Source organism: Butyrivibrio proteoclasticus (genome assembly GCF_900115735.1).
In the GTDB taxonomy this organism is placed as follows: domain Bacteria; phylum Bacillota; class Clostridia; order Lachnospirales; family Lachnospiraceae; genus Butyrivibrio; species Butyrivibrio proteoclasticus_B.
Genome location: NZ_FOXO01000007.1, coordinates 12,779 through 38,595, shown reverse-complemented (window position 1 = coordinate 38,595; position 25,817 = coordinate 12,779). Strand labels below are relative to the sequence as shown.

18 protein-coding genes are annotated in these 25,817 nt (G+C 40.2%); 1 reads left to right on the top strand and 17 read right to left on the bottom strand.

The genetic code is table 11. The annotated features are described in order from the left end of the window. Window position 1 precedes the first annotated feature (1 nt). From BM146_RS05830 to BM146_RS05815, 4 genes are all read right to left on the bottom strand, one after another. On the bottom strand, window positions 2-2,092 hold the full coding sequence (locus tag BM146_RS05830; protein ID WP_074885744.1) for an ABC transporter permease subunit: 2,091 nt from the start codon (window positions 2,090-2,092) through the stop codon (window positions 2-4). Between the two features lie 14 nt (window positions 2,093-2,106). After that, window positions 2,107-3,159 carry an ABC transporter permease gene (locus BM146_RS05825; RefSeq protein ID WP_022774210.1) on the bottom strand — a complete coding sequence of 351 codons (1,053 nt, stop codon included), beginning with the start codon at window positions 3,157-3,159 and terminating at the stop codon, window positions 2,107-2,109. A gap of 210 nt (window positions 3,160-3,369) precedes the next feature. Next, on the bottom strand, window positions 3,370-5,667 hold the full coding sequence (locus BM146_RS05820; protein ID WP_074885741.1) for an ABC transporter substrate-binding protein: 2,298 nt from the start codon (window positions 5,665-5,667) through the stop codon (window positions 3,370-3,372). 318 nt (window positions 5,668-5,985) lie between these two features. Next, window positions 5,986-7,656: a M3 family oligoendopeptidase gene (locus BM146_RS05815; RefSeq protein ID WP_074886052.1), complete on the bottom strand. Its 1,671-nt coding sequence runs from the start codon at window positions 7,654-7,656 to the stop codon at window positions 5,986-5,988. A gap of 509 nt (window positions 7,657-8,165) precedes the next feature. Between BM146_RS05815 and BM146_RS19830 the strand changes: the two genes are divergently transcribed. Next, complete coding sequence (locus BM146_RS19830; protein WP_207649898.1) at window positions 8,166-8,303, top strand: hypothetical protein; 138 nt, start codon at window positions 8,166-8,168, stop codon at window positions 8,301-8,303. Window positions 8,304-9,201: 898 nt separating this feature from the next. On the opposite strand, the gene mmsB is transcribed toward BM146_RS19830, so the two are convergent. From mmsB to cobM, 13 genes are all read right to left on the bottom strand, one after another. Further along, window positions 9,202-10,392, bottom strand: coding sequence for a multiple monosaccharide ABC transporter permease (gene mmsB, locus BM146_RS05810; protein ID WP_074885738.1), 1,191 nt, complete (start codon window positions 10,390-10,392; stop codon window positions 9,202-9,204). 18 nt (window positions 10,393-10,410) lie between these two features. Beyond that, window positions 10,411-11,943, bottom strand: coding sequence for a multiple monosaccharide ABC transporter ATP-binding protein (gene mmsA, locus BM146_RS05805; protein ID WP_074885735.1), 1,533 nt, complete (start codon window positions 11,941-11,943; stop codon window positions 10,411-10,413). An 84-nt stretch (window positions 11,944-12,027) separates the two neighbouring features. Next, window positions 12,028-13,176: a multiple monosaccharide ABC transporter substrate-binding protein gene (gene chvE, locus BM146_RS05800; RefSeq protein WP_074885732.1), complete on the bottom strand. Its 1,149-nt coding sequence runs from the start codon at window positions 13,174-13,176 to the stop codon at window positions 12,028-12,030. Window positions 13,177-13,377: 201 nt separating this feature from the next. Beyond that, the gene (locus tag BM146_RS05795; RefSeq protein WP_074885729.1) at window positions 13,378-14,445 is read right to left on the bottom strand and encodes a sugar ABC transporter substrate-binding protein; all 1,068 of its coding nucleotides are present in this window, start codon (window positions 14,443-14,445) and stop codon (window positions 13,378-13,380) included. A gap of 12 nt (window positions 14,446-14,457) precedes the next feature. Next, window positions 14,458-16,053, bottom strand: a complete 1,596-nt coding sequence (locus BM146_RS05790; RefSeq protein WP_074885725.1) for a helix-turn-helix domain-containing protein — start codon at window positions 16,051-16,053, stop codon at window positions 14,458-14,460. Beyond that, window positions 16,031-17,530, bottom strand: coding sequence for a sensor histidine kinase (locus BM146_RS05785; RefSeq protein WP_074885720.1), 1,500 nt, complete (start codon window positions 17,528-17,530; stop codon window positions 16,031-16,033). The genes BM146_RS05790 and BM146_RS05785 overlap by 23 nt, the downstream gene beginning before the upstream one ends. Next, complete coding sequence (locus tag BM146_RS05780) at window positions 17,523-18,608, bottom strand: sugar ABC transporter substrate-binding protein (protein WP_074885717.1); 1,086 nt, start codon at window positions 18,606-18,608, stop codon at window positions 17,523-17,525. The genes BM146_RS05785 and BM146_RS05780 overlap by 8 nt, the downstream gene beginning before the upstream one ends. Window positions 18,609-18,694: 86 nt before the next feature. Beyond that, entirely contained in the window at window positions 18,695-19,789 is a 1,095-nt protein-coding gene (locus BM146_RS05775) for an HD domain-containing protein (protein ID WP_074885714.1), read from the bottom strand. 123 nt (window positions 19,790-19,912) lie between these two features. Beyond that, window positions 19,913-21,238, bottom strand: a complete 1,326-nt coding sequence (locus tag BM146_RS05770; RefSeq protein ID WP_074885711.1) for a cobyrinate a,c-diamide synthase — start codon at window positions 21,236-21,238, stop codon at window positions 19,913-19,915. Between the two features lie 6 nt (window positions 21,239-21,244). Beyond that, entirely contained in the window at window positions 21,245-23,272 is a 2,028-nt protein-coding gene (cobK, locus tag BM146_RS05765) for a precorrin-6A reductase (protein ID WP_074885708.1), read from the bottom strand. Further along, window positions 23,265-24,005, bottom strand: a complete 741-nt coding sequence (gene cobJ / locus BM146_RS05760; RefSeq protein ID WP_074885705.1) for a precorrin-3B C(17)-methyltransferase — start codon at window positions 24,003-24,005, stop codon at window positions 23,265-23,267. The genes cobK and cobJ overlap by 8 nt, the downstream gene beginning before the upstream one ends. Then, window positions 23,999-25,048 (bottom strand): cobalt-precorrin 5A hydrolase, encoded by a 1,050-nt coding sequence (locus BM146_RS05755; RefSeq protein WP_074885702.1) that lies wholly within the window; start codon window positions 25,046-25,048, stop codon window positions 23,999-24,001. Before BM146_RS05755 ends, cobJ begins: the two co-directional genes overlap by 7 nt. Beyond that, on the bottom strand, window positions 25,045-25,803 hold the full coding sequence (gene cobM, locus BM146_RS05750; protein ID WP_074885700.1) for a precorrin-4 C(11)-methyltransferase: 759 nt from the start codon (window positions 25,801-25,803) through the stop codon (window positions 25,045-25,047). The genes BM146_RS05755 and cobM overlap by 4 nt, the downstream gene beginning before the upstream one ends. Window positions 25,804-25,817: the final 14 nt, after the last annotated feature.

Sequence of the window (25,817 nt, the reverse complement as noted above, 5' to 3'; positions counted from 1 at the left end):
CTTACTTGTCACGGTCAGATTTTGGATCCATTACATCTCTTAATGTGTCACCTACAATATTGATACAGATACAGGTAACTGCAAGGAAGATTGATGTAAATACCCACTGCCACCAGTAATTCTTGATAATCGTTGAATTGTTTGAGCCACTAAGCATATTACCCCATGTTGGCCTTGGATATGTAACACCAAATCCAAGATAACTAAGTGATGACTCAGTAAGCATACATGTTGCAAAATCAAGTGTAAGTGTAACAAAGATGATTGAAACAATGTTTGGAAGGATGTGTCTGAAAGCAATTCTTCCCTCTTTAACACCCATAGCCTTAGCTGCAGTAACGTATTCATTCTCACGTGCAACAAGAACCTGTCCTCTAACCATTCGTGCAAGTCCTGTCCATGTAAGAACACCAAGGATACACATAAGAATGAATATCTTTTTATTCTCTGAGATATCCATCTGCGCCATAATAGCTGAAAGAATAAGCGCAAATGGAAGGAATGGGATAGCTGCAAAGATCTCAGCTACACGCATGAGAATGATATCCACTGTTCCACCAAAGTATCCTGAAAGGCATCCAACCACGATACCAATTATAGTTGAAATAATAACTGCTACAGCACCGATAGTCATGGTCATCTTTCCACCTGCGATGATACGCTGGAAGATATCTGCACCATTTCCGTCTGTTCCAAAGATGTATCCCTTAAGTCCCCACTTATCAATAAGCTTGCCGCTGTCATTAACTGCATAGCTCTGGAAAGCACCAGCAAATACTTTTGCTACCTTGCCATCAAGTCCACTTGGTACATCTGTCTGATGAAGTGTTGAGCCACCCCATGAGAGCACTCTTCCCTCTGATGTAAGAGCTGTATAGTGGTATGTTCCTGCCTCAAGCTGAACTATTGTCTCGTCTTCATGAAGCTCTGGCATAGCAACTGAATCATTAGGGAAGTTACCTGTGAAGAAAAGGCTTCCATCACTGAGCATTCCGCAAAGATGATTATTAGTTGCATAGATTGAAACAATCTTTCTCTTTCCAAGGAACTTCTTTGAAGACTTAGCTGATTCATTTATATTTGCACGATACTGGTCATACAGGCCACGCTTTCCTGTGTAGATTGATGTTCCTGCATCAGTAAGACCAACTACATAGTTAAGTGTGAAATCGATATCTTTCAGATCATCTTTATCAACAAAGCTGCTGATATTCTGATATGCATTGGCATTACCCCAGATATAGAGCTTACCATCGTTCATAAGAATTGCTGTACACTGATATCCGCATACAAGCTTTTTAATATTAGCTACATCAATAGTTCCATTAACAAGCTCATCAGGCATTGGAATGATGTTCTCACCGGCTGCAACAGATGTAGCTGCTGCAACCTCAGTTTCCTCTGTAGTCTCTTCTTCAGCATCTGTAGCTTCAGTATCTTCACCCTCTACAGAAGCTGAAGCACCAGCCTCTTCGAGAATAGCCTGTTCTTCTTCACTAACTGACTCTTCAGCTTCCTCAAGCTGCTCAAGGACTTCTTTATCAGTTGTGATGTACTGACCGTGCTTATTGGATCCCCATCCATAAACCTTACCGGATTCACTGATTGCAATAATATGGTCAATACCTGCTGCAACATAAGCTATTGTATCATTCTTAACAGCATCAGGTATCTCACTGATATCAATACCGGTTGTTCCAATCTGAGTTGCTCCCCAAACATATACGTCTCCTGAATTAGAAAGACCAACTGAGAAACTACCATAGCTGTCTATCATCTTTATATCATTTTTAAGTCCTGAAGGAACTTTCATCATGCTCATTGTAGGAGCTACGTTTTTCTGAGTAACTTCTGTATATGAGTCATAGTAGTTAGGCATAAAAAGTGGTCCAAAGAAAACCAACAGGAACATTAAAATAACTACTATCAAAGCTCCAACTGCAAGTCTTCTCTCAAGGAAGTTTCTTACAATCTGTCCTACAGGGCTTACTACTTCTTCTACATCAATGGAGTCGGCAAGGTCTCTGCTTCCTCCAAAAAATACTCTGCGTACCCAGCCGCTTAATCGGCCAAAAAAATTCTTTTTCTTCATAATCTCACTGCTCCTTAGGCGCTTACTCTGACTCTAGGGTCAACAAGTCCGTATACAATATCAATTATCAGGTTGCCTATAAGAGAAATAGCAACATAGAAAAGCTGCATCAAAATAACTACATCAAAGTCCTGTGTACGGAGTGAAACAATCATAAGCTTACCCATTCCGTTGATACCAAATGTATTCTCGAAAATAAGTGATCCGCCAAAAATACCAAGGAACCATCCAACAACAAGAGTAACGATTGGAATAAGAGCGTTTCTCCAGGCATGTGAATAAATAACTGCCTTTTCCGTTACACCCTTAGCTCTTGCTGTTCTGATGCAGTCAAGTGAAAGTGCATCGATCATTGAAGCTCTGACATATCTAGTCATAGAACCAAGTGAGCAGAATGTCATTGTTATAAGAGGAAGTGCCATGTAGTACATTCTGTCTACAAACCATTTCCATCCTGTATAGTTACTTCCGGGAGTCTTCATTCCACTAGGAGGGAATATTCCAAGAAGTGAACAGAATATCCAAACAAAAAGGATTGCTGTTACGAAAGTTGGAAGTGAATATCCGATGATCGTAATGACCTGCATGGCCTGATCTCCTTTGCTTCCCTTATGTACAGCACAAACTATTCCAAGCGGAATTGTTATTCCAAGCGCAAGAATGGTTGCAAAGATATTTATAAATATAGTATTTTTCAAAGGTTCCTGAACAACATTGATAACGTCATCCTTGAACTCATATGAATATCCGAAATCTCCCTGCAAAAGTCCTGAATATGTACCATAGTAATTAGGCATAATTCCAACCCATCTAAGGTATCTCACCGCCATATTATCGGTATCTGTTCCATATCTACGCTGGTATTCCAAATACAAATCATTAAACATCTTGTCCTTCTCTTCTTCGGAAGCATTACGAAGACGAGTTTTCTGAGCTGTCATATCAGCCTTAGCGTCTGTATAAGCTCTGTTATTTGGCACCAGATTATATATAAGGAATAGTAAAACTGACATAACTACAAGAACAATAAACATGTAGCCTATTCTTTTAAGAATATATTTTCCCACAGCCAAAACCTCCTAAAAATATTCTTTATATAAACCATCTGTAATCATTTTGCAGATAGGAATGTTCAAATTAAAATAACAAATAATCTATATTGCGAAAATCATCTTTAAACCGACAATAATCCACGGTCATGGGCCCATTCCCATAACCGTGGATTGTCAGTCAGTTACCTATATTACCATAATCCTACCGAAACTTCTAGTAGAAAATTAGTTCCAATAAATATCTGCTTCATCCTTAATATAATATGCCTGATAATCGTCATATATTGTAGGATTAATAGTCATATTAAGTGAGTAATCATAAACCGCTGAGTTGAATCCAGTAGCAAAGTTAAAGCATGTGTACATAGGTGTACCACTGTAGTAACCATAAATCTGCTGCTGAGCAAGCTCATCAAGCATTGGTGCAAAGTCACCAGTTGTCTTCTGAACAGCAAATCCTGCAGCTGCGATATTATCATTCTGCTCAAAACCTGTTACAAGGAGATCTGAGAACTCGTTATCAACAGTACCATACCAGTTAAGTACAAGAGGCATATAGTAGTCGCCATCGATTTCAACTGTCTTGTATGCACCGTCAACTGACTGATAGTTCTTGTCATTCTCTGTAGCATACTCACCTGAAATCTTCTTATAACGAACACCTTCTGTGTACTCGCCACCTTCTGCATTGTATACCCAACCATCGTTCTCAAGAACTTCGATAGCTGAATCTACAGAAGTATCATATGTGTTAAGAAGCATTCCCTGATCTACAGCAGCCTTATACATCCAAGATCCTGTGTAGTAAGGTCCGTCAACAACTCCGCCGTAACCACCTGTGAAGTCCTTAGCAAATGTTGCTCTGTCCATGCAGTATGCAATAGCCTGACGAACTGCTGTGTACTGAACTGGGCCATAGTCACATCTGAATCCAAGTTTACCGTAACCTGCTCTTGAATAGTGTGTATAAGCATAAGCTCCGTTTGAACCATCAGCAAGTGCTACAGCTTCATCAGTTGCAGAACCACCTGTGATACCTGAAAGGAGATCAATACCGCCTGACTTAAAGTCTTCAAGCTGAGTCTCTGCGATTACCTTCTTGTAAACTACTTTGTCGATAGAAGGAACTGCTCCATCATAGTTACCTGCATAGTACTCATTTTTCTCAAGAACAGCTGACTTATCGCTTGCATCATAACTCTTTACAACATAAGGGCCTGTGTAAGGATATGTTGTATCTGTATTGTTAGCTGACTCAGTAATGTGCTTAGCCATTACATAGCTATCACCGTCTTTTGCATAGAAGTCGCCTGTGATATAAACACCTTCGCCGTCATCAGCTATATCACAATCACCAAACCAGAGATCCTTGTATGAAGGAGCAAAGTAATCTCTTGCAAGGTATGTATTAGCATAGAAGTATGGAAGATACTGAGCATCAATTGTTACTGAGAATGTGTAATCATCTAAAAGACGAATACCTGCCATAACCTTTGTTGCGCCATCTGTGCCTTCGTTTGTTCCGTCGTATGCAGCAAATCCTTTATAGCCTACTTCATAAAGAAGTCTTGCGTGATCTTTACCTGCAGCTTCTGCAGCAACCGGTGTTGAAAATGCAAGTGGGAAGTACAGATAGTTCTTAGCTGTTACAGCAGATCCATCTGAGAATTTAAGGTTGTCCTTGATCTTAACTGTGTAAGTTTTTGAACCATCCTCATTATCTACTTCATCGAAGCTGTCAACAACAGTCTTATTTACTTCGTAGCCACCCTCTTTTGTCATAGCAACAATATCAAGACCGTTTGTAAGTCTGTAGATATCATGGTCTGATGCTCCAGGGTTACTTGCTCCGAATGTAGCATATCTAAACTTACCTGAAAGATCAGTTGTGTCACCGAGGATAATTGAGTTATCTTCTTTTTCTGATGTCCAGTCGATAAGAGCAAGCGCTGGATTCCAATATGGGTTTGTAGGATGCTCTTCTACACCCTTAATCTGAGTATTATAAACATCATAGTATTCGTTTGAATAAAGAGGAATCTCAGGAAGCATATAGTTCCAACGTGTGATGTAATATTTCCACCACTCAGCATATACTTCATCTTCTGTAGCGAAGTCTGTTCCTTCTGTAGATGTGTTATAGACCATAGCCATTGAAAGGAAATCAAGACCAAGCTCATAGCTCTTTCCGTCTACATTGAGGTAAGCAAGACCTGTTTCCTCATCCTCTGTTACATCAGCAATTGAGATCTGCTTGCCATACTTGTCGTAAAGTGAAATGTAATCAGCATTCTCACCATACTCTTTTCCGTTCAGTTCCTGAACTGATGATGGAAGATCAGCAGTTGAAACCAATTCTGTTTCTGCTTCTTCTGTTGTTTCTGTCTCTGCAGCTGCTTCTGTAGAAGCCTCTTCAGTTGCCTGAGGAGCTGCAGGTGTCTCTGTTGTTGTCTTACCGCAAGCTGATAATGAACCAGCTACCATTGTAAGAGCAAGGAGAGACGCAAGTGTCTTTTTTTTCATATTTTTACCTCCCGCATAATATATATGTAATCGCACAGTGTTTGTCACTGACGTACATATGTCTTTTTAACACTTTATCATTTTAAATCGGCGAAACCAAAAATGCAACTAAAGTTTTCTTATTTTGGTAAAAAATAATCTATCTCTGTTACTGTTCACTCGCATACAGCTCGCTCCAGTAACCACTTCGCGCATTCATTCCAAATCGACTTCGTCGATGGAATGCGCTCACTCCCGTATCAAGTTCTCACGAAATGCGCAGTTTAGTGCGCATTTCTGTCTGAACAGTAACCTATCTCTTCCTATAATAAATAATTATCAAACTTTTTCTCTCATATTATTAGCCAGCTCTTCTATCGTGCCATCCTTAAACGGACTCTTAAGACCAACTTCAGCCAGCTCATTTTCATAGAAATCTCTTGTTGAAAGCTTGCAAAGCTGCAAGTAATGGTTCCAGGCATCCTTATAATCTTTGTCCATCCATACTTTAAACTGCATAGCTACTACGCTTGCAAGAACATAATCAATATAATAGAAAGGGTTCCAGAAAATGTGTCCCTGTTTCTGCCAGAAACCACCTTCATCAAAGAACTCATCGCCATCAAAATCAAGCCATGGTCTGTATGTTTTCTCAAGGTCTTTCCAAACCTGTTTTCTCTCTGCAGGAGTCATCTCAGGCTTGTCATAAACAATATGCTGGAACTCATCAACCATACATCCATAAGGAATAAATGTAATTGAATCCTGAAGATGCATCTTGAGATAGTCATCTGCTCTGTCGCCAAAGAACTTATCCATCCATCCGTATGTGAAGTATTCCATTGACATGGAATGGATCTCAGCAGTCTCCATAGTAAGGTCATTGTTTTCAGGAGTCTCGTCATTTCTGGTAACAAATCCCTGGAACGCATGTCCACACTCATGAGTGATAACATCTACGTCTCCACTTGTACCATTGAAGTTAGCAAAGATAAATGGAGCCTTATATTTAGGAAGATAATCCATATATCCACCGGCTTTTTTGGTCTTTCTGCCAAGGACATCAAAGAGCTCATTCTCCATCATGAAGTCAAAGAACTCTTTTGTTTCAGGAGAAAGTTCTGAATACATCTCCTGTCCTGCTTTCATGATCTCTTCAGGTGTTCCGATAGGTGCTGGATTGCCATTTTTGAAGAATACATCGTTATCATAGTATTTAAGCTCATCTACACCAATCTGAGCTTTTCTCTTTTCCTGAATCTCACATACAAAAGGAACAAAAGATTCCTTTATCTGCTTTCTGAAATTCTCAACCTCAGCTCTTCTGTATGCATTCCTCTGCATACGATTGTAGCCAAGTTCTACGTAATTATCGTATCCAAGCTTTCTAGCCTGCTCTGTTCTGTTCTTTACAAGCTTGTCATAAATATCATCAATCTCATCAGTAACTGAGAGGAAATACTCTGAAAGAGCTTTCCATGCGCGCTTTCTTGTGTCTCTGTTCTCATCGGTAAGTTTTTTACGAAGAAGTGAAATGTTATACTCTTCCCCATCAAAAGGAATCTTTGCAGAAGCGATCACTTTGTCATACTTACTGATAAGTGCATTTTCTTCCTGCATAAGAGGAAGAATCTCTTCACTGATTGAGTTGTTAGCAAGTTCAATATTCTTGAAAAAGATCTTGTTTATCTTTTCTTCAAGATACTCACGATATGGAGATTCAAATAAAACCTTTTTATACTGATTATCCAGATTGGAAATAAGAGGCATTATCTCATCAACATAATCATTTTCTTTTGAATAAAACTCATCAGTTGTATCAATATTATGTCTAAATACAGCGAGTCTGATCTCTGTATTAACATCTGCAGAAAAATCTGTGTATTTCTTATGGAGCGCGTACTGTTCTTCACCGCTCTTAGCATTCTTACTATCTGCAATAAGTTTTTCATAAAAAGCATTTATTGCTTCCATATCAGGACGCTCATAAGGCATCTGTGACAGTTTCATCATTTATGTAAACCCACTTTCTACTTTAAATATTAAATTTTTATAAATTACATTTTTTCATTATACTTTATACATATCAATTTAGCAATAGAAAGCGTTGAATTGTTAAAATATATCAAGTTAATTCACTAAACTGCAGGAGTGAAATTAATCTATTACCGATATCACGTGTTTTTATATGTAAAATATTATGTCAACATATTAACGTGGTAAATTACTAAAGGTATTTATCATAATAATCCGCGGCAATATGATCTCCTTTTGTATATGCGTAAGTGACTTCTTTAACTCTCTAAAAATTTTAGATTACGGCTACGTACGCCACAATTGACTGAACCTGATGAAAACGCCTTGGCCTGCGAGCCGACGGTGAGGATGATGGGAACAGTAGATTTTCACGCACCGTCGGATTCAGCATTGTAGCGTTTTCCTCAGAACCCGTCAATGGCAAGCACCTTCGGTGTGGCTGGGGATTATTGCCTCAGGCTCCAATTCCGAGAACAGTAGGGATGGCTACTTTCAAAGATGCATGTGACTATATGTCTGCGTCTGCGTCTTTCAATGTAAAAAGAGTGAAGATTCTGTTTTGGAAATATAGCCTGATTTTTGAGCTTACGACACCATGCGACAAGGGTTTTGACTTGTGATTTTGGGCATATACGGCCTTATTTGAGGTTACCACACCATTATATAGAGAGCATATGTCTAAAGTTCACTCATCCAATGGATGTGGCAATCCATTTTTTCTCGTATATGCCCAATTTCACTTCCTGAAAATACTGTCGATGGATGTGTTAACTTAAAAAATATGACTATATACCCAATTCACTTTGATACCTATCATGACCTAAGTAAAAGAAAAATACAAAATAGGTCATGAATTTTGTAGCAGTTTAAGCATTATCACGATAAAAATATGACCTAAATATAAGAAAAATACAGAATAGGTCATGAATTTTGTAGTAGTTTAGCAATATCACGACAAAAAATATGACCTAGCCAAAAGAAAAATGCTGTTTAGGTCATGAATTCTGTAATAACAAGGCAATATCATGACAAAAATCATGACCTAGGCAAGTGAAAAATGCTAATTAGGTCATATTTTTTGTAATAGCACGTTATCTGTGCGGTTATAATAAATAAATTGTCACAGTAAAATGAAAATATAGCCCTACACATTATTGAAAGTAGCCATCCCTACTGTTCTCGGAGTCAGAGCCAGAGGCAATTGTACCAGCCACACCGCAAGGTGCTTGCCATTGACGGGTTCTGAGGAAAACGCTACAATGCTGAATCCGACGGTGCGAGAAAACTACTGTTCCCATCATCCTCACCGTCAGCAGAGCCTGCATGGCGTTTTCCTCAGGCTCAGTCAATGGTGGCGTAAGGAGCCGCAATATAAACTTTTTTTCAAACCGTCCCTATGTATCCAACTCACTTACGCATATACAAATAAAGAGGATTTCTGCGCAACCAAACAGGTTGACAGAAATCCTCTTGCTAATCCACAAAGTGGTTTTTAGCTGTTTTCAAGCTTATCTTGTATCAATTCTTAACGATCATCTTGCCGCCGCGCTTTGATACTACATCAAAGATAACTGCTGCAAGAAGAACTACACCTTTTACAACCTTCTGCATGTTGGCATCAACGCCCATAAGTGACATACCAAGGTTGATAACACCCATAAGAACCGCACCTACAATAACCCCCGGAACTGTTCCGATTCCACCGTAAGCTGATGCTCCACCGATGAAACAGGAACCAATCGCATCCATTTCATAGTTCTGGCCATAGGTTGGCTGAGCTGATGTAAGTCTTGCGATTGTTACCATTCCTGCAAGTGCTGCCAAAAATCCCATATTTGTATATGCAAGGAAATATACTCTGTTTGTGTCGATACCTGAAAGCTTTGTAGCCTTCTCATTTCCGCCAACTGCATAGAAGTAACGGCCAACTGTAGTGTTACTTGTGATGTAACCATAGATGATTACTACAACCAATACCCAGATGAGAACTGTAGGAATTCCCTTATGCTGAGAAAGTTTATAAGCAAATAGAATAATAACTGCTGCCAAGATTGCAAGCTTTATTCCAAAGGTCCATACAGGTTCAAGGTCATAACCGTTCTGTTTTTTCTTTACTCTGCTGAGAATCTGCAAAAGAACCAGCACTGATGCCGCAAGGATTCCTCCAAAAAGACATGTGAGGTTCAGGCTTCCATTCCCAAAGAAATCAGGAATATAGCAATCTGCACCGCCTCCGAAAAGGTTTACAAATGTTGTCTGATCCTTTATAGATACTGTAAGACCATTTAATGCTACATTTGACAATCCTCTAAACGCCAGCATTCCTGCCAGTGTAACAATGAAAGGAGGAATTCTTACAAATGCAATCCAGAAGCCCTGGAATGCGCCGATTGCTGTTCCTATGAGGATCATTATCAGAATTGTAAGCCACACAGGTGCTCCTACATTTACCATCAAAAGAGCTCCGATAGCACCTACAAAGCATACCACCGATCCAACTGAAAGATCGATGTTACCACCTGTCAGAATACAAAGCAGCATACCTGTTGCAAGAATGAACACATACGCGTTCTGCGAGATCAGGTTACTTACATTCATAGGAAGAAGTATTGCTCCACCTGTTCTCCATGAAAAAAACGCTACTACAATAATTAAGACTATTACCATGGTGTTTTTCTTCAAAAACCCCAAAACCTGTTCCTTATTCATCGCTTTCCTCCTATTTATTTAACCAGCAGTTTGCAAAATCTTAGACATAATTTTTTCCTGAGTTGCCTCCTTGGCATCAAGTTCTCCTACAATCCTTCCCTCGTTCATGACATAGATTCTGTCTGACATTCCAAGTACCTCAGGAAGTTCGGAAGAAATAAGGATTACAGATTTTCCTTCCGCTACCAGCTGATTTATTATGCAGTAAATTTCGTATTTAGCACCTACATCAATACCTCTCGTAGGTTCATCAAGTATTAGGATATCAGGATTAGCAAACATCCATTTTGCCAAAAGAACTTTCTGCTGATTTCCACCGCTTAAGTTGCCAACATGCTGCTCTACAGAAGGCGCCTTTGTCTTTAGCTTATCCTTGTACTCTACCGCAACCGCATATTCTTTATGCTTGTCAATTACTGTTCTGTGGCTTACTGCCTCAAGATTTGCAACTGTTGTATTTGTCTTGATCGGATTTGAAAGAATAAGGCCATTTCCCTTTCTGTCCTCAGTAACATATGCAAGTCCATGCTTGATCGCACTCTTAACAGTATTTAGCTGTACTTCTTTTCCGTTTAATAAAATCTGTCCGGTGATATTCTCTCCGTAGCTCTTTCCAAAAATACTCATGGCAAGCTCTGTTCTTCCTGCGCCCATAAGGCCGGAGATTCCTAAAACTTCACCTTTTCTGACATAGATATTTACGTCATCAACAACTTTTCTATCTTTATGTAAAGGATGGTAAACATTCCAGTTCTTTACTTCCATGCTCACATCGCCGATGTTTGGCACTCTCTTTGGGAATCTGTCTGAGATCTCACGACCTACCATTCCCTTGATTATCCTGCTCTCAGAGAAATCATCAACGCCCTTTGTAAGAGTCTCAATAGTCGCTCCGTCTCTTATGACAGTGATCTTGTCTGCCACATAAGAAACCTCATTTAATTTGTGAGAAATGATAATGGAAGTAAGACCACGTTCTTCCTTTAACCTTAGCAAAAGATCAAGCAGCGCTTTTGAATCAGTCTCATTGAGTGATGATGTAGGCTCATCCAAAATAAGAAGCCTTGCCCTTTTAGAAAGAGCCTTGGCAATCTCTACAAGCTGCTGTTTACCAACACCAATATCCTTGATCAATGTCTGTGTACTTTCTCTAAGTCCAACAATATCCAGGTATCTTCTCGCCTGCTTGTTTGTCTCGTTCCAGTCAATCTTTATTTTCTTTCCTCTCTCATTTCCGAGGAACATATTCTCAGCAATAGTCATATAGGGAATAAGCGCAAGTTCCTGATGAATAATAACTATTCCCTTCTCTTCACTATCCTTTATGGCTCCAAACTTGCAAATTTCACCATCATATACAATATCACCCTCATAAGAACCATATGGATAAACACCACTAAGCACATTCATCAGTGTGGATTTTCCTGCCCCGTTTTCTCCAACAAGCGCATGGATCTCACCATTCACAACTTTTAAGTTAACGTTGTCTAATGCTTTCACACCAGGAAAGGTCTTGGTGATATTTTTCATTTCCAATAATATCTTTTCCAATGTTGCCCCTCCTCCTTTTCTATCTGTATCGACTTATTCTCAAATATAAGGCGGGCCAGTAAGACCCGCCTGTATAAAGCTTAATTACTGAAGATCGCTCTCTTTGTAGTAACCCGAATCAATAAGAAGTTCTTTGTAGTTGTTAACATCAGCAAATACAGGTTCGCAAAGGTATGAAGGAATAACGCCTGTTCCGTTGTTGTATGTTGATGTATCGTTAACAGGAGCATCTGTGCCCTTCATGATAGCGTCAACCATCTCTACTGTCTTAGCTGCAAGTGTACGTGTATCCTTGAAGATTGACATTGACTGCTTACCAGCGATCATGTTCTTAACGTTTGCAACGTCACAGTCCTGACCTGTGATGATTGGCCAATCACCTGTGTAGTTAGCTTCAAGAGAGTTTGTAACACCAAGTGCTGTTGAATCATTTGAGCAAAGAACTGCATCAAGCTTTGTTCCATTTGCATAGTTAGCAGAAATGATAGCATCCATTCTTGACTGTGCATTCTCTGTTGACCAGTTAGCTGTTGCAACGTTATCAAAGTCCTTCTGACCTGACTGAACTACGAGCTTGCCTTCGTCAATGTACTTGTTAAGTACGTCCATGGCACCGCCATAGAAGAATCTTGCGCTGTTGTCACCAGGATCACCTGTGAAGATCTCGATATTGAATGGGCCTGCTGCGTTATCAAGGTCAAGCTGATCTCTGATGTACTCGCCCTGCTTTGTTCCAACCATGTAGTTATCAAATGTTGCATAGTATGAAACAGCATCTGAATTCATAATAAGACGGTCATAAGCGATAACTGATATCCCTGCTTCTTTTGCCTGAGCAAGAACAGTTCCAAGTGAATCACCATCGATAGAAGCAATAACAAGAACCTGTGCTCCTTGGCTGATCATGTTCTCAATCTGAGAAACCTGAGTAGCAATATCGTTTGATGCATACTGAAGGTCAACATCATATCCTGCTGCCTTGAGCTGCTCTTCCATGTTGGCACCATCCTGGTTCCATCTCTGAAGATCCTTAGTAGGCATTGCAACGCCGACTTTTCCGCCGCCTGCGCTCTCTGTCTGTGCAGGTGTCTCTGTCTTTGTCTCTGTTTTGGTCTCAGTCTGAGCTGCGCTGTTGTCAGTCTGTGTCTGAGCCGGTGCTGCACTTCCGCATCCAACCATGAGCGATGCTGCCATAGCCATTGAAAGAACTGCACTTAATAGTTTTCTCTTCATTTCTTTTCCTCCCACAATAGTTTGTTAGTAGTTTTTTGCAGATTGTTTTCTGCTCCTTACGAGAGTCATTCTAGCATCGGGAGAATAGGAGTAACTTACGACTTATAGCACATTTTTATTATTAAATCTTTGTAAAAAAAAGCTGTGCTAGCATTTTATTGCAAGCACAGCTTAATCGTTTTCAAAATAATGCTATTATCATTATTTTGGCATTTTACCCGGAACATTTAAGTACACATCTTCTTTTAAATGAAAACCGCTTTTAATTATAACTTCATCGATATTATCCGCCGTAACACTGACCGGTTCTATCTTTAGATACGGGATTTCTTTTCCATCATTATCATATACAGAGAGTTCTTCTTCCATAAGTTTCTCACCTTTTGCAAGTCTAACTGCTGATTGCGCCGCTTTCTGAGCCAGCTTCTCGATTGGCTTATACACAGTCATAAGCTGAGTTCCCTCGACTATCCTCTGGCAGGCTTCAAGATCAGCATCCTGTCCCACAACCAGCTTTTTCCCTGCAAGTCGCTTTTCAGACAGCGCATGGACCACTTTGCTGGCAAGGTCATCATTGCCGCACATAATAGCATCAGCCTGTTCAACCAGATCCATGTGCTCGTAGATATAATCCCCTGCAAGTTCCGCTCTCCAGCCATCAGCATGAAAGACATCAAGGACAAGTATCTTATTCTCCTCCATTACTTTTCCAAAGCCGCTCTCAACCATAGGTACATTGTAGTCTGTTGGCGATCCACAGAGCATAAGCACTTTCCCGCTGCTCAGCCCCTTTTTCATAAGGGCATTTCCCATCATTTCCCCGACCTTCTCATTGTCAAAAGAAATATAGAGATCTGCATCTGCCCCTGCAATAGGTCTGTCATAGGCGATTACCTTGATTCCTGCTTCCCTGGCCTTTTCTACGCTCTCCAAGATTTCCTCGGAATCAATAGTAATGATAACTATCACATCCATGCCCTTTTTTATAAAATAATCAATCTGCTGTTTTTGCTGCGCAGGATCTCCATTGGCATTTTGAACATTAACCTCTGCTCCCAGTTCTTTTGCCGTGGAGACAAATATGTCCCTATCCCTCTGCCAGCGCTCTATCACAAAAGAATCAAAGCACATGCCGATCTGGATCTTATCGCTTTCCTTCTCCGCACTACTATCTGCTTTCGCCGATTCTTTTTCACATCCGCTAAAGGACATAACAGTTAAAAAAGCCAGTAAAAAAACACAAATAACCCTTCTTATTCTTTTCCCCATTTTAAATACCCTTTAGAACCTGTCTTTATATTCTGTAGGTGTAACTCCAACGTTTTTCTTAAAACTGCGGCTAAAATAATTGGGATCAGTATAGCCACAGGAAATACATATCTCTTTTATGGAAAGGTCCGACTCCTCCAAAAGCTTTTTAGCCTTTTCTATCCTTACATTTGTCAGATACTCAATGAAATTAAGGCCATTCTCTTCTTTAAATATCTTACTGAAATAGTAAGGCGATATATTTACAACCCTTGATACATCATCAAGTGATATGTCCTTGTGAAAATTGTCTTTTATATAATCCATAGCCGTTTTCATGATGCTATTTGAGCGTTCTTCTCTCTTACTGATCACATTTTGACAGGCCCCAGACATCTTGTCTATAAACCATTTCTTTATCTCAAGTGGCGAATCAAGCTCCATTATTTCAGGAAGGTAGTTATTTCTCCCAGAGTACTTGTAGGTCTGTCCGCCGTTTTGATATGCAAGATGCTCTGCGTATAAAGAAAACTCCAGAACTTTAAGCCTCATGGACATCAGGTCTCCATCCACGGCCCTCTGGCACATCCAGTCGGCATACTTTTCCGCATATACCAAAGTTCCATTCTGGTCACCTTTTGAAACCGCATCAAACATGGGCTTTTCAAGGTCCTTGGGATAATCATCCTCATATCCACAGCTAATAGTAAGGTCATCCACATGGGCAACTGAGCCCGTTGTAGCTATAAGTGCGTTTAAAGCTTCCTTATAAGACTCTGCAAGCTCCCTTAAGGGCTTAACTCCGCCAATTCCCACTCTGAAGCTGATCTCCGTCTTTTTCTTAAGAAACCTGGCCATTTCCCTTGCCCTGTCAATGATCTCAGTTCTCTCGTTATAATCAAGACTCTCTTTTTCAAGAGGCAAAAGAACTGCTATCTTATTGGCCATTACGTTTCCAATCTTGCAGTCAAAAAAAGTCCTGACACCTTCTCTTATCTCCTGATATTTACCTGATATTTTTACAGAGCTTCCAACTGCGTTGGTCATGTGGTTTCCCTCCTGGGAATCGCCACAGACAATGGCAAGCATACAGCCATAGTTCTCATTCATCCCCAAGATAGCCCTATAACTGTCTATATCCTCTTCAAAGTGTTCCTGTAAAAGAATGTCATAAATAAGTCCATTCTCGATAATAGGCTCAACAGTCTCAAGCTTTTCCTTGATTAGGAGCTCATTGCTGCGCTTTTCACGCTCGCTATCTATCTGCTCCATGGCCTTTTTCAGCACTGTAATTACCTTTATCCTCTCCATGGGCTTTGTGATATACTCCAAAACCCCCAGTTTTATGGCCTCTTTAGCATAGTCGAACTTATCATAGGCGGACATAACAATGAAAACAGTGTTAGTGCAGAACCTCTTCATTTCTTTTATAGCATCAATGCCGTTGATTCCCGGCATATGGATATCTATAACCGCAATATCAGGTCTAAAGCTCTCTGCAAGTTCTATGACCTTTCGTCCTGATTTTGCAAACTCAACCTGGCATAGCTGCCCGAACTCTTTTTCGATTATGAATTTCATTGAATCGATGACAATCCCCTCGTCATCAGCGATCATCACTCTGTACATTCTTTGCTCCCTCAAGAGGCAGACGAATAACTACTTCGCAGCCCTTACCTTCTCCTTCACTAAATATCCGCAATACGTCCTCATACCCCACAAAAAGACGTAGCCTTTTTATCACATTGTCCATGCCTATTCCGTTGTTGTCATAGGCGTTTTCATCGCTTACATAATCCCCTGAAAGGATCTTTTCTATAGTCTCATTACTGATGCCTTTTCCGTTATCCTTCACACTTATGCAGACATCTTTATCCTGCCTGTAAACCCTAAGAACAATCCTGCCATCACCGGCCATTTCCCTTATACCGTGATTTACAGCGTTCTCTACGATAGGCTGAAGGATCATACTGGGCATTTTGTGATCAAGAAGTCTTTCATCCACCTGTTTTTCATAACCGATATCCCCAGAAAAACGCACATTTAAAATGTGGATGTAATTGTCAACCAAAGTAACCTCTTCCCTTAAAGTAACAGCATCCTTCTGATTTTTAACATTGTATCTGAAAAAGTCAGCTACAGTCTGAACATATTCATATGTTCTGTCGGCCCCCTCCATCATAGCAAGCTGTGCACCTGCATTTAACGTGTTAAAAAGAAAATGCGGGTTTATCTGGGCCTGCAGATACCGCAGCTGTGCGTCCTTAAGATGTGCCTCCATCATCAGCTCTTTTTCCTGCATATAACGCTCATTGGCCATACTGACCTTGAGCTGTTCAATATAGTCCTTGATGCTGACGATCATCTTGTTAAAGGCGCCAATAACAATGCCGACTTCATCGCTATAGGATACCGATGGAAGCGTGACATCAAAGTCACCGTCTGCGATCTCATTGGCTGAATCCGCAAGGCTTCTAAGTGGCATTATCATTGCTTTAACAAAGCTTGTGATTATGATCACATTCCCTATCATCACAAAAGTCATGACCACAACGCCTATAATCTCAAAGGTTCTAAAGGTCTGGATCAGTGTTATGAAATCCTCTGAATTTATTACAAAAAGCTCCAGATTAAGACTTGTAATATAGCTTTGTATGTTCTCAAAAAGATCCGTGGAGGATTCATAGTAGGCTCTGTATTTTTCTACATTTCTTCCTCTTTTGGCCTCTATAGTCTGCTCAACCTGCTCAAGGTATTCCCCCGACATGTACTTTATGTTTCTTTCCATTCGGTTAAAAGAAAAATCAGTAACTTTATCTCCCAGATCATCAGTCAAATCCTTGAATTTCTGAGCATTTATATAGTAGTTCTCAAGAGACTCGCTGGTCTTTGAAGAAAGATACTCCGTCATGGAATCCTGAACCATGTTAAGCGCCACGGAAAGCTCATTTAAAGACCTGTTACTTTCATAGACCATCTCCATGTCTTTTGACATACTGTTGATCCCGACTATCAAAAAGAGATTAACGATAAATATGGTTATATTGGCAAGAACGCAGGCGCTTATGATCTTGGTCTGAAGGGGGCTGTTTAAGAATTTATTCATCAAGAGCCTCCTTCTTCAGGAAATCTGCCACGTTACTTCTGTCGATAAGTGTTACGTCTGCCAGATAATATTCGCTTGTATTTCCAAATTCATAATAGTCCAAAAGGGCAGAAACACTGTACTCTCCAAGCTGCCTGGTATCAATTGAGATTGTTGCATAAACACCTCCTCTGTCTATAGCTTTAACAATCTCCGAAGAGTCATAATATCCAAGTACATTGACCTCACCTACCTTGTTAAAATCGACAACTGCCTGATACGTACAAGTGGTATTAAGCTCATTCAGACACACAATTACATCAGGAACATCCTCATTTAAAAAGATATCCCTGATTGATTCTTCCACTGAAAATGCATTTGTGTTATCAACTGTAACAATTGAAACATCAAACTCTGCATCTGTTACATTTTCTTCACTGATAGTATCCTGAATGGCAGAAATAATGATATTCTGTCCGGCATCTTTGGTATCAGCATTTGCAAGAACTGCGACCTGAACCTTTCTGTTTTCCTCAATTCCCTCGTCTCCAAAAAGCTTTTCGCGCCTCGCATCCTTGATAATATTGATGATCTGCTTAGCATACATTTTGCCTACGCTGTATCCACCGATTCCTACAAAACTCAGCCTGTCGGAATGAGTGTTATCACCATAGAGAGTGACTACAGGTATTCCATTACTAACCGCATCATTTATAAGTGCAGTCATGGAACTTGACTCATCGGCACAAACCATAATCCCGTCAACCTTTGATGCTGTTGCTATCTTCATCAGTTCTTCACAGGAATAGTCCCTTGAAAGATTCATCCCCAAAAGATCTACATAGATATCAGATTCCCTGGCTTTTTCCAGCGCTCCCTCATACACCGACTGCCAGAAATCTGTCTTGTAATTATCAGTTATCATCACAAAGTACTTGTCATAAGTGTGGGCTTCCGCCTGCTTAACAAGCTCTAATCTATAAAATCTAAAGTATAGCGACCCAAAGATAAGTGTCAAAAGCGTAAAAAGAAGCGTTAGTATCAGCACCAGATACTGTCTTCTTATTTTTTTTTCGTATAAGTCTTTTCTTACTTTCATAAGGTTGATTTTAGCAGATGACTTTAGTCAAAAAAAGTGGATTTTATTGTCATTGAAAATCAAAAATGACAATAAAATCCACTTCATTATGCATAAAGCGCTTTATTATTGCTTGGTGAGAAAATTGATGTAAATGTAGTCTCTCTGTTTTTAAAGCTTATTTCACCTGAGATATTTTTCTCAATTATGGAAGCTGCTATCTTACCTATCTCCGGATCAAACTGTGTTCCGCAGTTTCTAAGAATCTCTTCTTTGGCTTCAAGCGGCGATAGCTGCCTTCTGTATGACCTGTTTGATGTCATGGCATCATAGGCGTCAGCCACACAGATTATACGAGGGATAAGCGGTATCTCATCGCCCTTCAATCCGTCAGGATATCCCTTTCCGTCATATCTCTCATGATGCCATCTGGCGCCGTAAGAAATAAGTGGTATCTCTGTAATAGATGAAAGTATCTCATGACCAATAATGGGGTGCTGTTTGATAGCAGCCATCTCTTTTTCATTGAGTTCTCCGGGTTTGCGAAGAACCGTATCAGATACTCCTATCTTACCTATATCATGTAACAGACCTGCCTGATAGATAATCTCAAGCATTTTGTCATCGTAGCCCATCGCCTCAGAAATCTCGCAGGCATACTCGGCAACTCGCACCGAATGACCATTAGTATATGTATCCTTGGCATCAATTGCAGAAGAAAGCGATTTGATGATCTGTTTAGTATAAATAACCAGCTTTTTATGCTCCTCAGCAAGAGAATCTCTATATGAATACATCTTAGTGATAAGATAATCATTTACATACTGACTGTTTATAACATTATCTATTCGTCTGTTAAGAACTTCCTGCGCCAAAGGCTTTCTGATAACATCAGCCGCACCAATGGTAAGGAAAAAAGCTTCTTTTCCTGAATCTTCAGGAATAAGAATGATCACAGGTGTATTCTCCAATACCGGATCAGACTTAAGCCTTGAAAACAGGGCAAAATAATCATTCCCCGGGTAATCAAGATCCAACAGGATAAGTGACGGACGAAGTCTGGACTTAAGGAGCGAGAGCGCCTCTCTCTCAGATTTAACAAAGACACAATTTCTGTCCCCATTTATCAGATTACGGATATTCTCTTGTTCAGATACATTAGAAGATATACAAAGTAATATCTGTGTGTCTTTCGAAAACATGTTTTCCCTTTAACAAAACCCTTTTTACAAAAAATAAAAAACCTACCTAAAAACGCAGATTTAAATATAACAAATCACCTGTGAAAAAATCTGCAAAAAAATGTGAAAAAAAAACGAATTTTTTCAGTGCTTTACTGCCATTGTCAAAAACTTCTCGACAAACTCAGGGCATGAAGGATAATAAAGGTGCGGAAAACCAATATATGAGCCATTTATATGATGGATGCACATGTACTTACGATTTCCGGTTGGCTTTTTTGCCACAAAAGCCTCTCCGTTATTATCTGTGTCATAATAATGGAATTCATGACCCTTAATATGAAGCTCGTCATCACTTAGATCAACATAGCCAAAGCGTACAAGTTTCCCTGCCCAGCTTGTATCAGCATCGATAAAACCAGCCATTTCGTAAGAATTTCCATCGGGATCCGTGATCTTTTTCGTAAGGTACATGAATCCTCCGCACTCCGCCAAAACGGGAAGTCCAAGGGCGAGCTTTTCTTTTATATCATTTAGCATATCTCTATTATCAGAAAGCTCTTTTAGATAATTTTCAGGATAGCCCCCACCAAGAATGATGCCATCTGTATTTTCAGGAAGCGCCTTATCCCTGATTGGTGAAATGAAAACAATATCCGCCCCAAGGCTTTTTAAGAGTTCGAGGTTTTCTCTGTAGTAAAAACAAAAAGCCTCATCACATGCCACTGCTATTCTTGCTCTTAGTGCCTTTGTATCAGCCTTTCTTTTGGGAAAAGAAATAGTTTCTGCCTTTTTAGAAAGCTCTAAAAGGCCTTTTATGTCTACGCCTTCTTCAATTATCCCGGCTGTCATATCAAGTTTTTCTTTAAGATCATCTATTTCTTTGGGGAGAATAAGGCCTAAGTGTCTGCTTGAGAGCTCAATATCTTTTTTATTTTCAACATACCCATAGCACCTTATTCCCAGCTCTTTTTCTATAAGGGGCATAAGTACAGCCGCAAAGCTCTTTGATGTCTTATTAAGAATCACGCCTTTTATAAGTTTTTCACTGTCATAGTCAAGAAAGCCTCTTATCTGCGCAATAACAGATCTTCCGGCGCCTCTCCCATCAACTACCAGCACAATCGGTGCTTTTAAAACTCTTGCCAGATCATAAGATGAACCCTGTTCCTCTACTCCGCCTAAGCCATCGTAAAGCCCCATTACGCCTTCTATTACAGCGATATCCCCCGCATACTCATCTGCAAAGATTTTTCTTGTAAGGTCATCTGACGTAAAAAAAGTGTCCAGATTCCCTGAAGGGATACCTACCACATTTCTGTGAAACATGGGGTCAATGTAGTCCGGGCCGCATTTAAAGCTGCACACATTTATATTCTTATTTTTAAGGGCAGCAAGTATCCCGAGGGTTACTGTGGTTTTTCCACTTCCGCTTTTAGGGGCTGCTATAAGTATTCTTGGATAATTCATTCTTCCTCAATGTCCAATCGTAAAAGAAACGATATATACCGGGTTTTCTGCTTCCATAAGGGAGTATTGTCCAAGGCTTTTTGCTTTACTTACCTGGACAAGTGCTATATCTGCATCTTTGATCTCATAATCTTTGATAAGTTCATTTAATGCAGAGATTGTCTCGATCGTAACTGCATTTGCAACAACTCTTATCTTCTTTTCAAAGCTTCTTAATCTTTCAAATATACTCTTTAGATTCCCACTGCTACCGCCAATAAAAACCTTGTCAGGAGCAGGCAGATTATCAAGAGCTCCTGGTGCAACGCCTTCCACTACTTCGAGATTTAAAAGCATGAATTTGTCAGCATTTTTCCTAATAAGGTCGCATGCCTCTTTCTTTTTCTCCACAGAGTAAACTTTTATTTTAGGAGATAATCTTGCACATTCCACTGAAACAGAGCCTGTTCCACCTCCGATATCATATATGACATCTCCATCACATGGCTTTAGCTTGCAAATAGACAAAGTTCTTATTTCCTCTTTTGTCATTGGTACTTTGTCCCTGATAAATTCTTCATCCTTAAGTCCCGGAAGAAGCTTTTTTTCTGCCTTCTGCTCATTTTTGATCATCAGGGTGTAAAGACCTTCTTCCTTAAGTTCCATGCATCCTGCGGCGTCAAGCACACAAATCTTTTCATCACCATAAATGTTACAGCCGGCATATACTGTGAACTTACCTTTTTTATTATCCTCCAGTTTTTTTAGAAGTTTTCCGATTCTGTTTATATCTTTTACACCGGAAGTAATGACTATGGTGCCGGCATATCCTGTTACAGATGCTATTAGCTCTCCGGTCCATTTTTGCTCATCTACTCCATGAGTACTGATTATTGCTTTATCCTGCCAGTTCTCACCTATTCTTGCACACAGGGCACTTACTGATGATATTCCCGGCAAAACTATGGGACTGTAGCCCTCATTTTCAAGCGCTTCAAGGAGCTTTCCGGCGCCGCTGTAAAATCCAGTATCACCTGAGAAAAGAACTACCACTTTAATAGTTTCTTTTTCATTTTCTTCTTTTATCTTTTTAAGAGCAGGTATTATGTCAGATGCAAGATAATAAGGATACTTTGGGCAGTCTGAGTCTATGCCCTCAAGCATTCTCCCCGCACCAAAAATGTAATCCGCTTCATCTAAGGCCTTTTGTACTTCCAAAGTAAGGGTTTCTTTCCCCATTCCAAAGCCCGCCAAAGTGACTTGCAGGCTCTTTACTCGCTCTTTACCTGTGTTTTGGCCAAACAGACTGATAATTTTCTCTCTGACTCTTTCATAGTCTTCACCGGCATTTTCGACCGGGCGCTTTATTATAAAGATCTGAGCCCCTGCATCCCTGGCGGCCTGTATCCTTTCAAGCTCTCCTCCGGCCTTTCCGCTCTCCTTTAAGACCACGACCTTTGCATCATAGTTTTTAAAAAAAGTAAGATTCATGTCATAGGAAAATGGCCCCTGCATGGCTATTATCTGCTTTCCCAAAAGTCCATTGTCGTAACAGATCTTAAGGCTCTCACTATTTGGGATGACTCTTACCACAAGGCGTTCTAATAAGCTCTTTTCACGGCAAAACTCAGGTATATCCTTAGAGCCTGTTGTCAAAAAAACTGTACCCCTCGTTTCAAGAAGTGCTTTGACGCAGTCCCTGGCACTTTCAAAGAACCTTGCGCCAGGGGCAGCGATCTTCTCATTGCTTCTGTGCACTCTAAAAAAACGAATATCATGAAAATCCTTTCTTGCATCATCGATTTCTTTTTTCACAAGCTCTGCATAAGGATGAGTTGAATCAACTATCGCCAGTGGCATTTCTCTTTCAAAAAGCTCTTTCATCTGCCATCTGTCAAGCCTTCCGATGCGCACGTCAATAAAAGGATCATCATCTATCACCATTTTCCCGTAATCCGTTGCAACAAGATAAATACTTGGTATTTGAGCCTTTGCAAGGTCTATTGCCAGTTCTTTTCCTTCAGTTGTTCCGCCAAAAATGATTATCTTATTCATTTATCCTGTACCCTCTTGGAGTCACCAATTTATCACCAATAAGTTTAGATCTTGAATTACCGATAAATACTGTGGTGAACATGTTTACACTCTCGTTTTTAAGGTCTGATAAAGTGCACACATGGGCCCTTGTGCATTCTCGGCCAATATTTTCCACGTAACCGCAGGCTCTTTTTTCGTCTGCACCGCTTGAAAGCATGATGTCACAGGCTTTTTTCAAATAGTCTGCACGCTTTTTGCTGGAAGGATTGTAGATAACTATCGAAAAATCCCCATCTATCGCTGCTTTCAGTCTCTTTTCTATCTGCTCCCATGGGGTCAATAAGTCACTTAAGGATATTACGCAAAAGTCATGATTTATGGGTGCTCCCAGGACCGCTGCCCCGGAAATTGCTGCAGTAACGCCAGGTATCACACAAACGTCTACCTCAGGATACTCTTCCCAAAGTTCATACACAGGTGATGCCATACCGTAAACTCCAGCATCGCCGCTGCAGATAAGTGCTACATTTTTCCCTTCCCTTGCAAATTCAAAGCTTTTCCTGCACCTTTCAATTTCCTGTTTCATAGGGGTTGTAAAAAAGTCTTTTTCCGGAAAAAGATCCTTAACAAGATCCACATAGACTGTATAGCCTGCAATGATATCGCTGCTTTCCATAGCTTCAATTGCCTGCCCGGTCATCATACTCTTATCTCCGGGCCCCATTCCAACTAAAAATATCTTTCCTACCATGTTATTGTGATCATCCTTCTCTTTGCTTCCGCAAGGGTCATTCCATCTCTGGAAGTCTTAGTTTTTAAAAGCTCCGCCCCTTTGCCTGCGCCCAAAACTGCTGCCCTTTCACATACATTTCCCACGCCGACTTTGCTCTTTACAAAATCAGATTCCTCAAAATTCCCTTCGGCCTTTTCAATTTCTTCAGAGGAAAATGTGAGGAGCTTTACTCCAAAATACTGACACAGCTTAAGTAGGCCAATCTCGCTACTTTTCACATCTATTGAACAGATGGCATAGAGATTTTGGGATAGCTCTTCTTCGTCATACTGCTCAAGAACAAATTCTTTCAGTTGCTCAAAGCTCTTGCCTTTCTTGCATCCCATTCCTAAGACCATGCGCTTTGGATAAAGAAAAAGCGCATCACCAAAGGTCTTTTTTTCTTTATCATCACCTATATAAAAATCAGGAATGCATAAAAGCCCAGTGCTATCATTTTGTAAATTCATATTGATTTCTGATAGCTCTGCCGGCTCTTCTCCCACAAACTCTTTTTCCTTAAGGTCACAGAAAAACCTAACCTTTTCGCCCCTTAAAACCTTGGAAGATATCTTTTTTATCTTTTCCTTTTCAGAGATAACAAGGCCGTTTTTCCTGGCAAAAACATCTATGGCAAAGGCTCTGTTAATATCCGTTGCAGTTGTGATAACTGCTGTAGCACCTATTCTTTTGGCCAAAAGAGCTGCCAGGTCATTACCACCTCCGTAATGCCCTGACAAAATCGGAATGACAAAGTGTCCCAGCTCATCTATTACAACTACCGGGATATCTTTTAATTTATTCTGAATGCATGGAGAAAGGAGCCTTACTGCAATTCCCACAGCTCCGATAAATACTATAGGTTGATGTTCTTCAAAGCATCTTTTAAAAAAGTCAGAGAGCTTCTCATCCTCACTTTTTATCTCAGCAAGAATATCACTATTTTCGGAAAAGAGCTTTTCTGCCAACTGCCTTCCTTTATCTGTAATATAGGAGGCCTGTACCACTTTGATCTGGTTCATTTTTTTATTCCTCTAAAACCTGTTTCAAAATCCGGTGAATAGAGTTTTGACAATGAGTATCCGGATTTTGCTATCACTCCTCCAACAAGAACAACTGCCAGATTCTTAATGCCTTCTTTCTGTCCGCTCTCATAAAGGCTCCCCACAGTACAGAGAATTTTCTTTTCATCAGGCCAGCTTGCCTTATACACAATTGCAGCCGGAGTATCAGCGCTGTATCCACCGTTAATCAGCCTTTTTGATAATTCATCAAGCATTCCCGCACTTAAATATATTGCCATTGAGGCCTTATGAGCTGCCAGGCTCTCAATTGATTCATTTACAGGGACCGGGGTTTTCCCCTCCATTCTGGTGATTATAAGGGTCTGACTCACATCAGGAAGTGTGTATTCAAGATTAAGCGAAGCCGCAGCCCCAAAGCAGGCGCTGACACCCGGGCAGCTGTCATAGCTTATATTTTCTTTATCAAGAAGCTGCATCTGTTCCATAACAGCCCCATATATACTAGGCTCCCCTGTGTGAAGCCTGACCACTTCCTTTCCATTTCTTTCTGAAAGGACCATTATCTCCATGACTTCATCCAGGGTCAAAAGGGCGCTGTTATATATTTCGCAGGTCTCTTTTGCATATTCTAAAAGCTGTGGATTAACCAAAGATCCTGCATAGATTATTACATCTGCTTTTTGTAAGAGCTTCATGCCCCTTACCGTTATAAGGTCAGCAGCACCGCACCCTGCACCAACAAAATGAACCATTTTTTCCTCTTTCT

What these genes read in the sequence shown, in the direction of transcription:
- BM146_RS05830 (WP_074885744.1), bottom strand. Translation starts at nt 2,092, where the DNA reads ATGAAGAAAAAGAATTTTTTTGGCCGATTAAGCGGCTGGGTACGCAGA.
- BM146_RS05820 (WP_074885741.1), bottom strand. Translation starts at nt 5,667, where the DNA reads ATGAAAAAAAAGACACTTGCGTCTCTCCTTGCTCTTACAATGGTAGCT.
- BM146_RS05815 (WP_074886052.1), bottom strand. Translation starts at nt 7,656, where the DNA reads ATGAAACTGTCACAGATGCCTTATGAGCGTCCTGATATGGAAGCAATA.
- BM146_RS19830 (WP_207649898.1), top strand. Translation starts at nt 8,166, where the DNA reads ATGGCTACTTTCAAAGATGCATGTGACTATATGTCTGCGTCTGCGTCT.
- mmsB (WP_074885738.1), bottom strand. Translation starts at nt 10,392, where the DNA reads ATGAATAAGGAACAGGTTTTGGGGTTTTTGAAGAAAAACACCATGGTA.
- chvE (WP_074885732.1), bottom strand. Translation starts at nt 13,176, where the DNA reads ATGAAGAGAAAACTATTAAGTGCAGTTCTTTCAATGGCTATGGCAGCA.
- BM146_RS05795 (WP_074885729.1), bottom strand. Translation starts at nt 14,445, where the DNA reads ATGGGGAAAAGAATAAGAAGGGTTATTTGTGTTTTTTTACTGGCTTTT.
- BM146_RS05790 (WP_074885725.1), bottom strand. Translation starts at nt 16,053, where the DNA reads ATGTACAGAGTGATGATCGCTGATGACGAGGGGATTGTCATCGATTCA.
- BM146_RS05785 (WP_074885720.1), bottom strand. Translation starts at nt 17,530, where the DNA reads ATGAATAAATTCTTAAACAGCCCCCTTCAGACCAAGATCATAAGCGCC.
- BM146_RS05780 (WP_074885717.1), bottom strand. Translation starts at nt 18,608, where the DNA reads ATGAAAGTAAGAAAAGACTTATACGAAAAAAAAATAAGAAGACAGTAT.
- BM146_RS05775 (WP_074885714.1), bottom strand. Translation starts at nt 19,789, where the DNA reads ATGTTTTCGAAAGACACACAGATATTACTTTGTATATCTTCTAATGTA.
- BM146_RS05770 (WP_074885711.1), bottom strand. Translation starts at nt 21,238, where the DNA reads ATGAATTATCCAAGAATACTTATAGCAGCCCCTAAAAGCGGAAGTGGA.
- cobK (WP_074885708.1), bottom strand. Translation starts at nt 23,272, where the DNA reads ATGAATAAGATAATCATTTTTGGCGGAACAACTGAAGGAAAAGAACTG.
- cobJ (WP_074885705.1), bottom strand. Translation starts at nt 24,005, where the DNA reads ATGGTAGGAAAGATATTTTTAGTTGGAATGGGGCCCGGAGATAAGAGT.
- BM146_RS05755 (WP_074885702.1), bottom strand. Translation starts at nt 25,048, where the DNA reads ATGAACCAGATCAAAGTGGTACAGGCCTCCTATATTACAGATAAAGGA.
- cobM (WP_074885700.1), bottom strand. Translation starts at nt 25,803, where the DNA reads ATGGTTCATTTTGTTGGTGCAGGGTGCGGTGCTGCTGACCTTATAACG.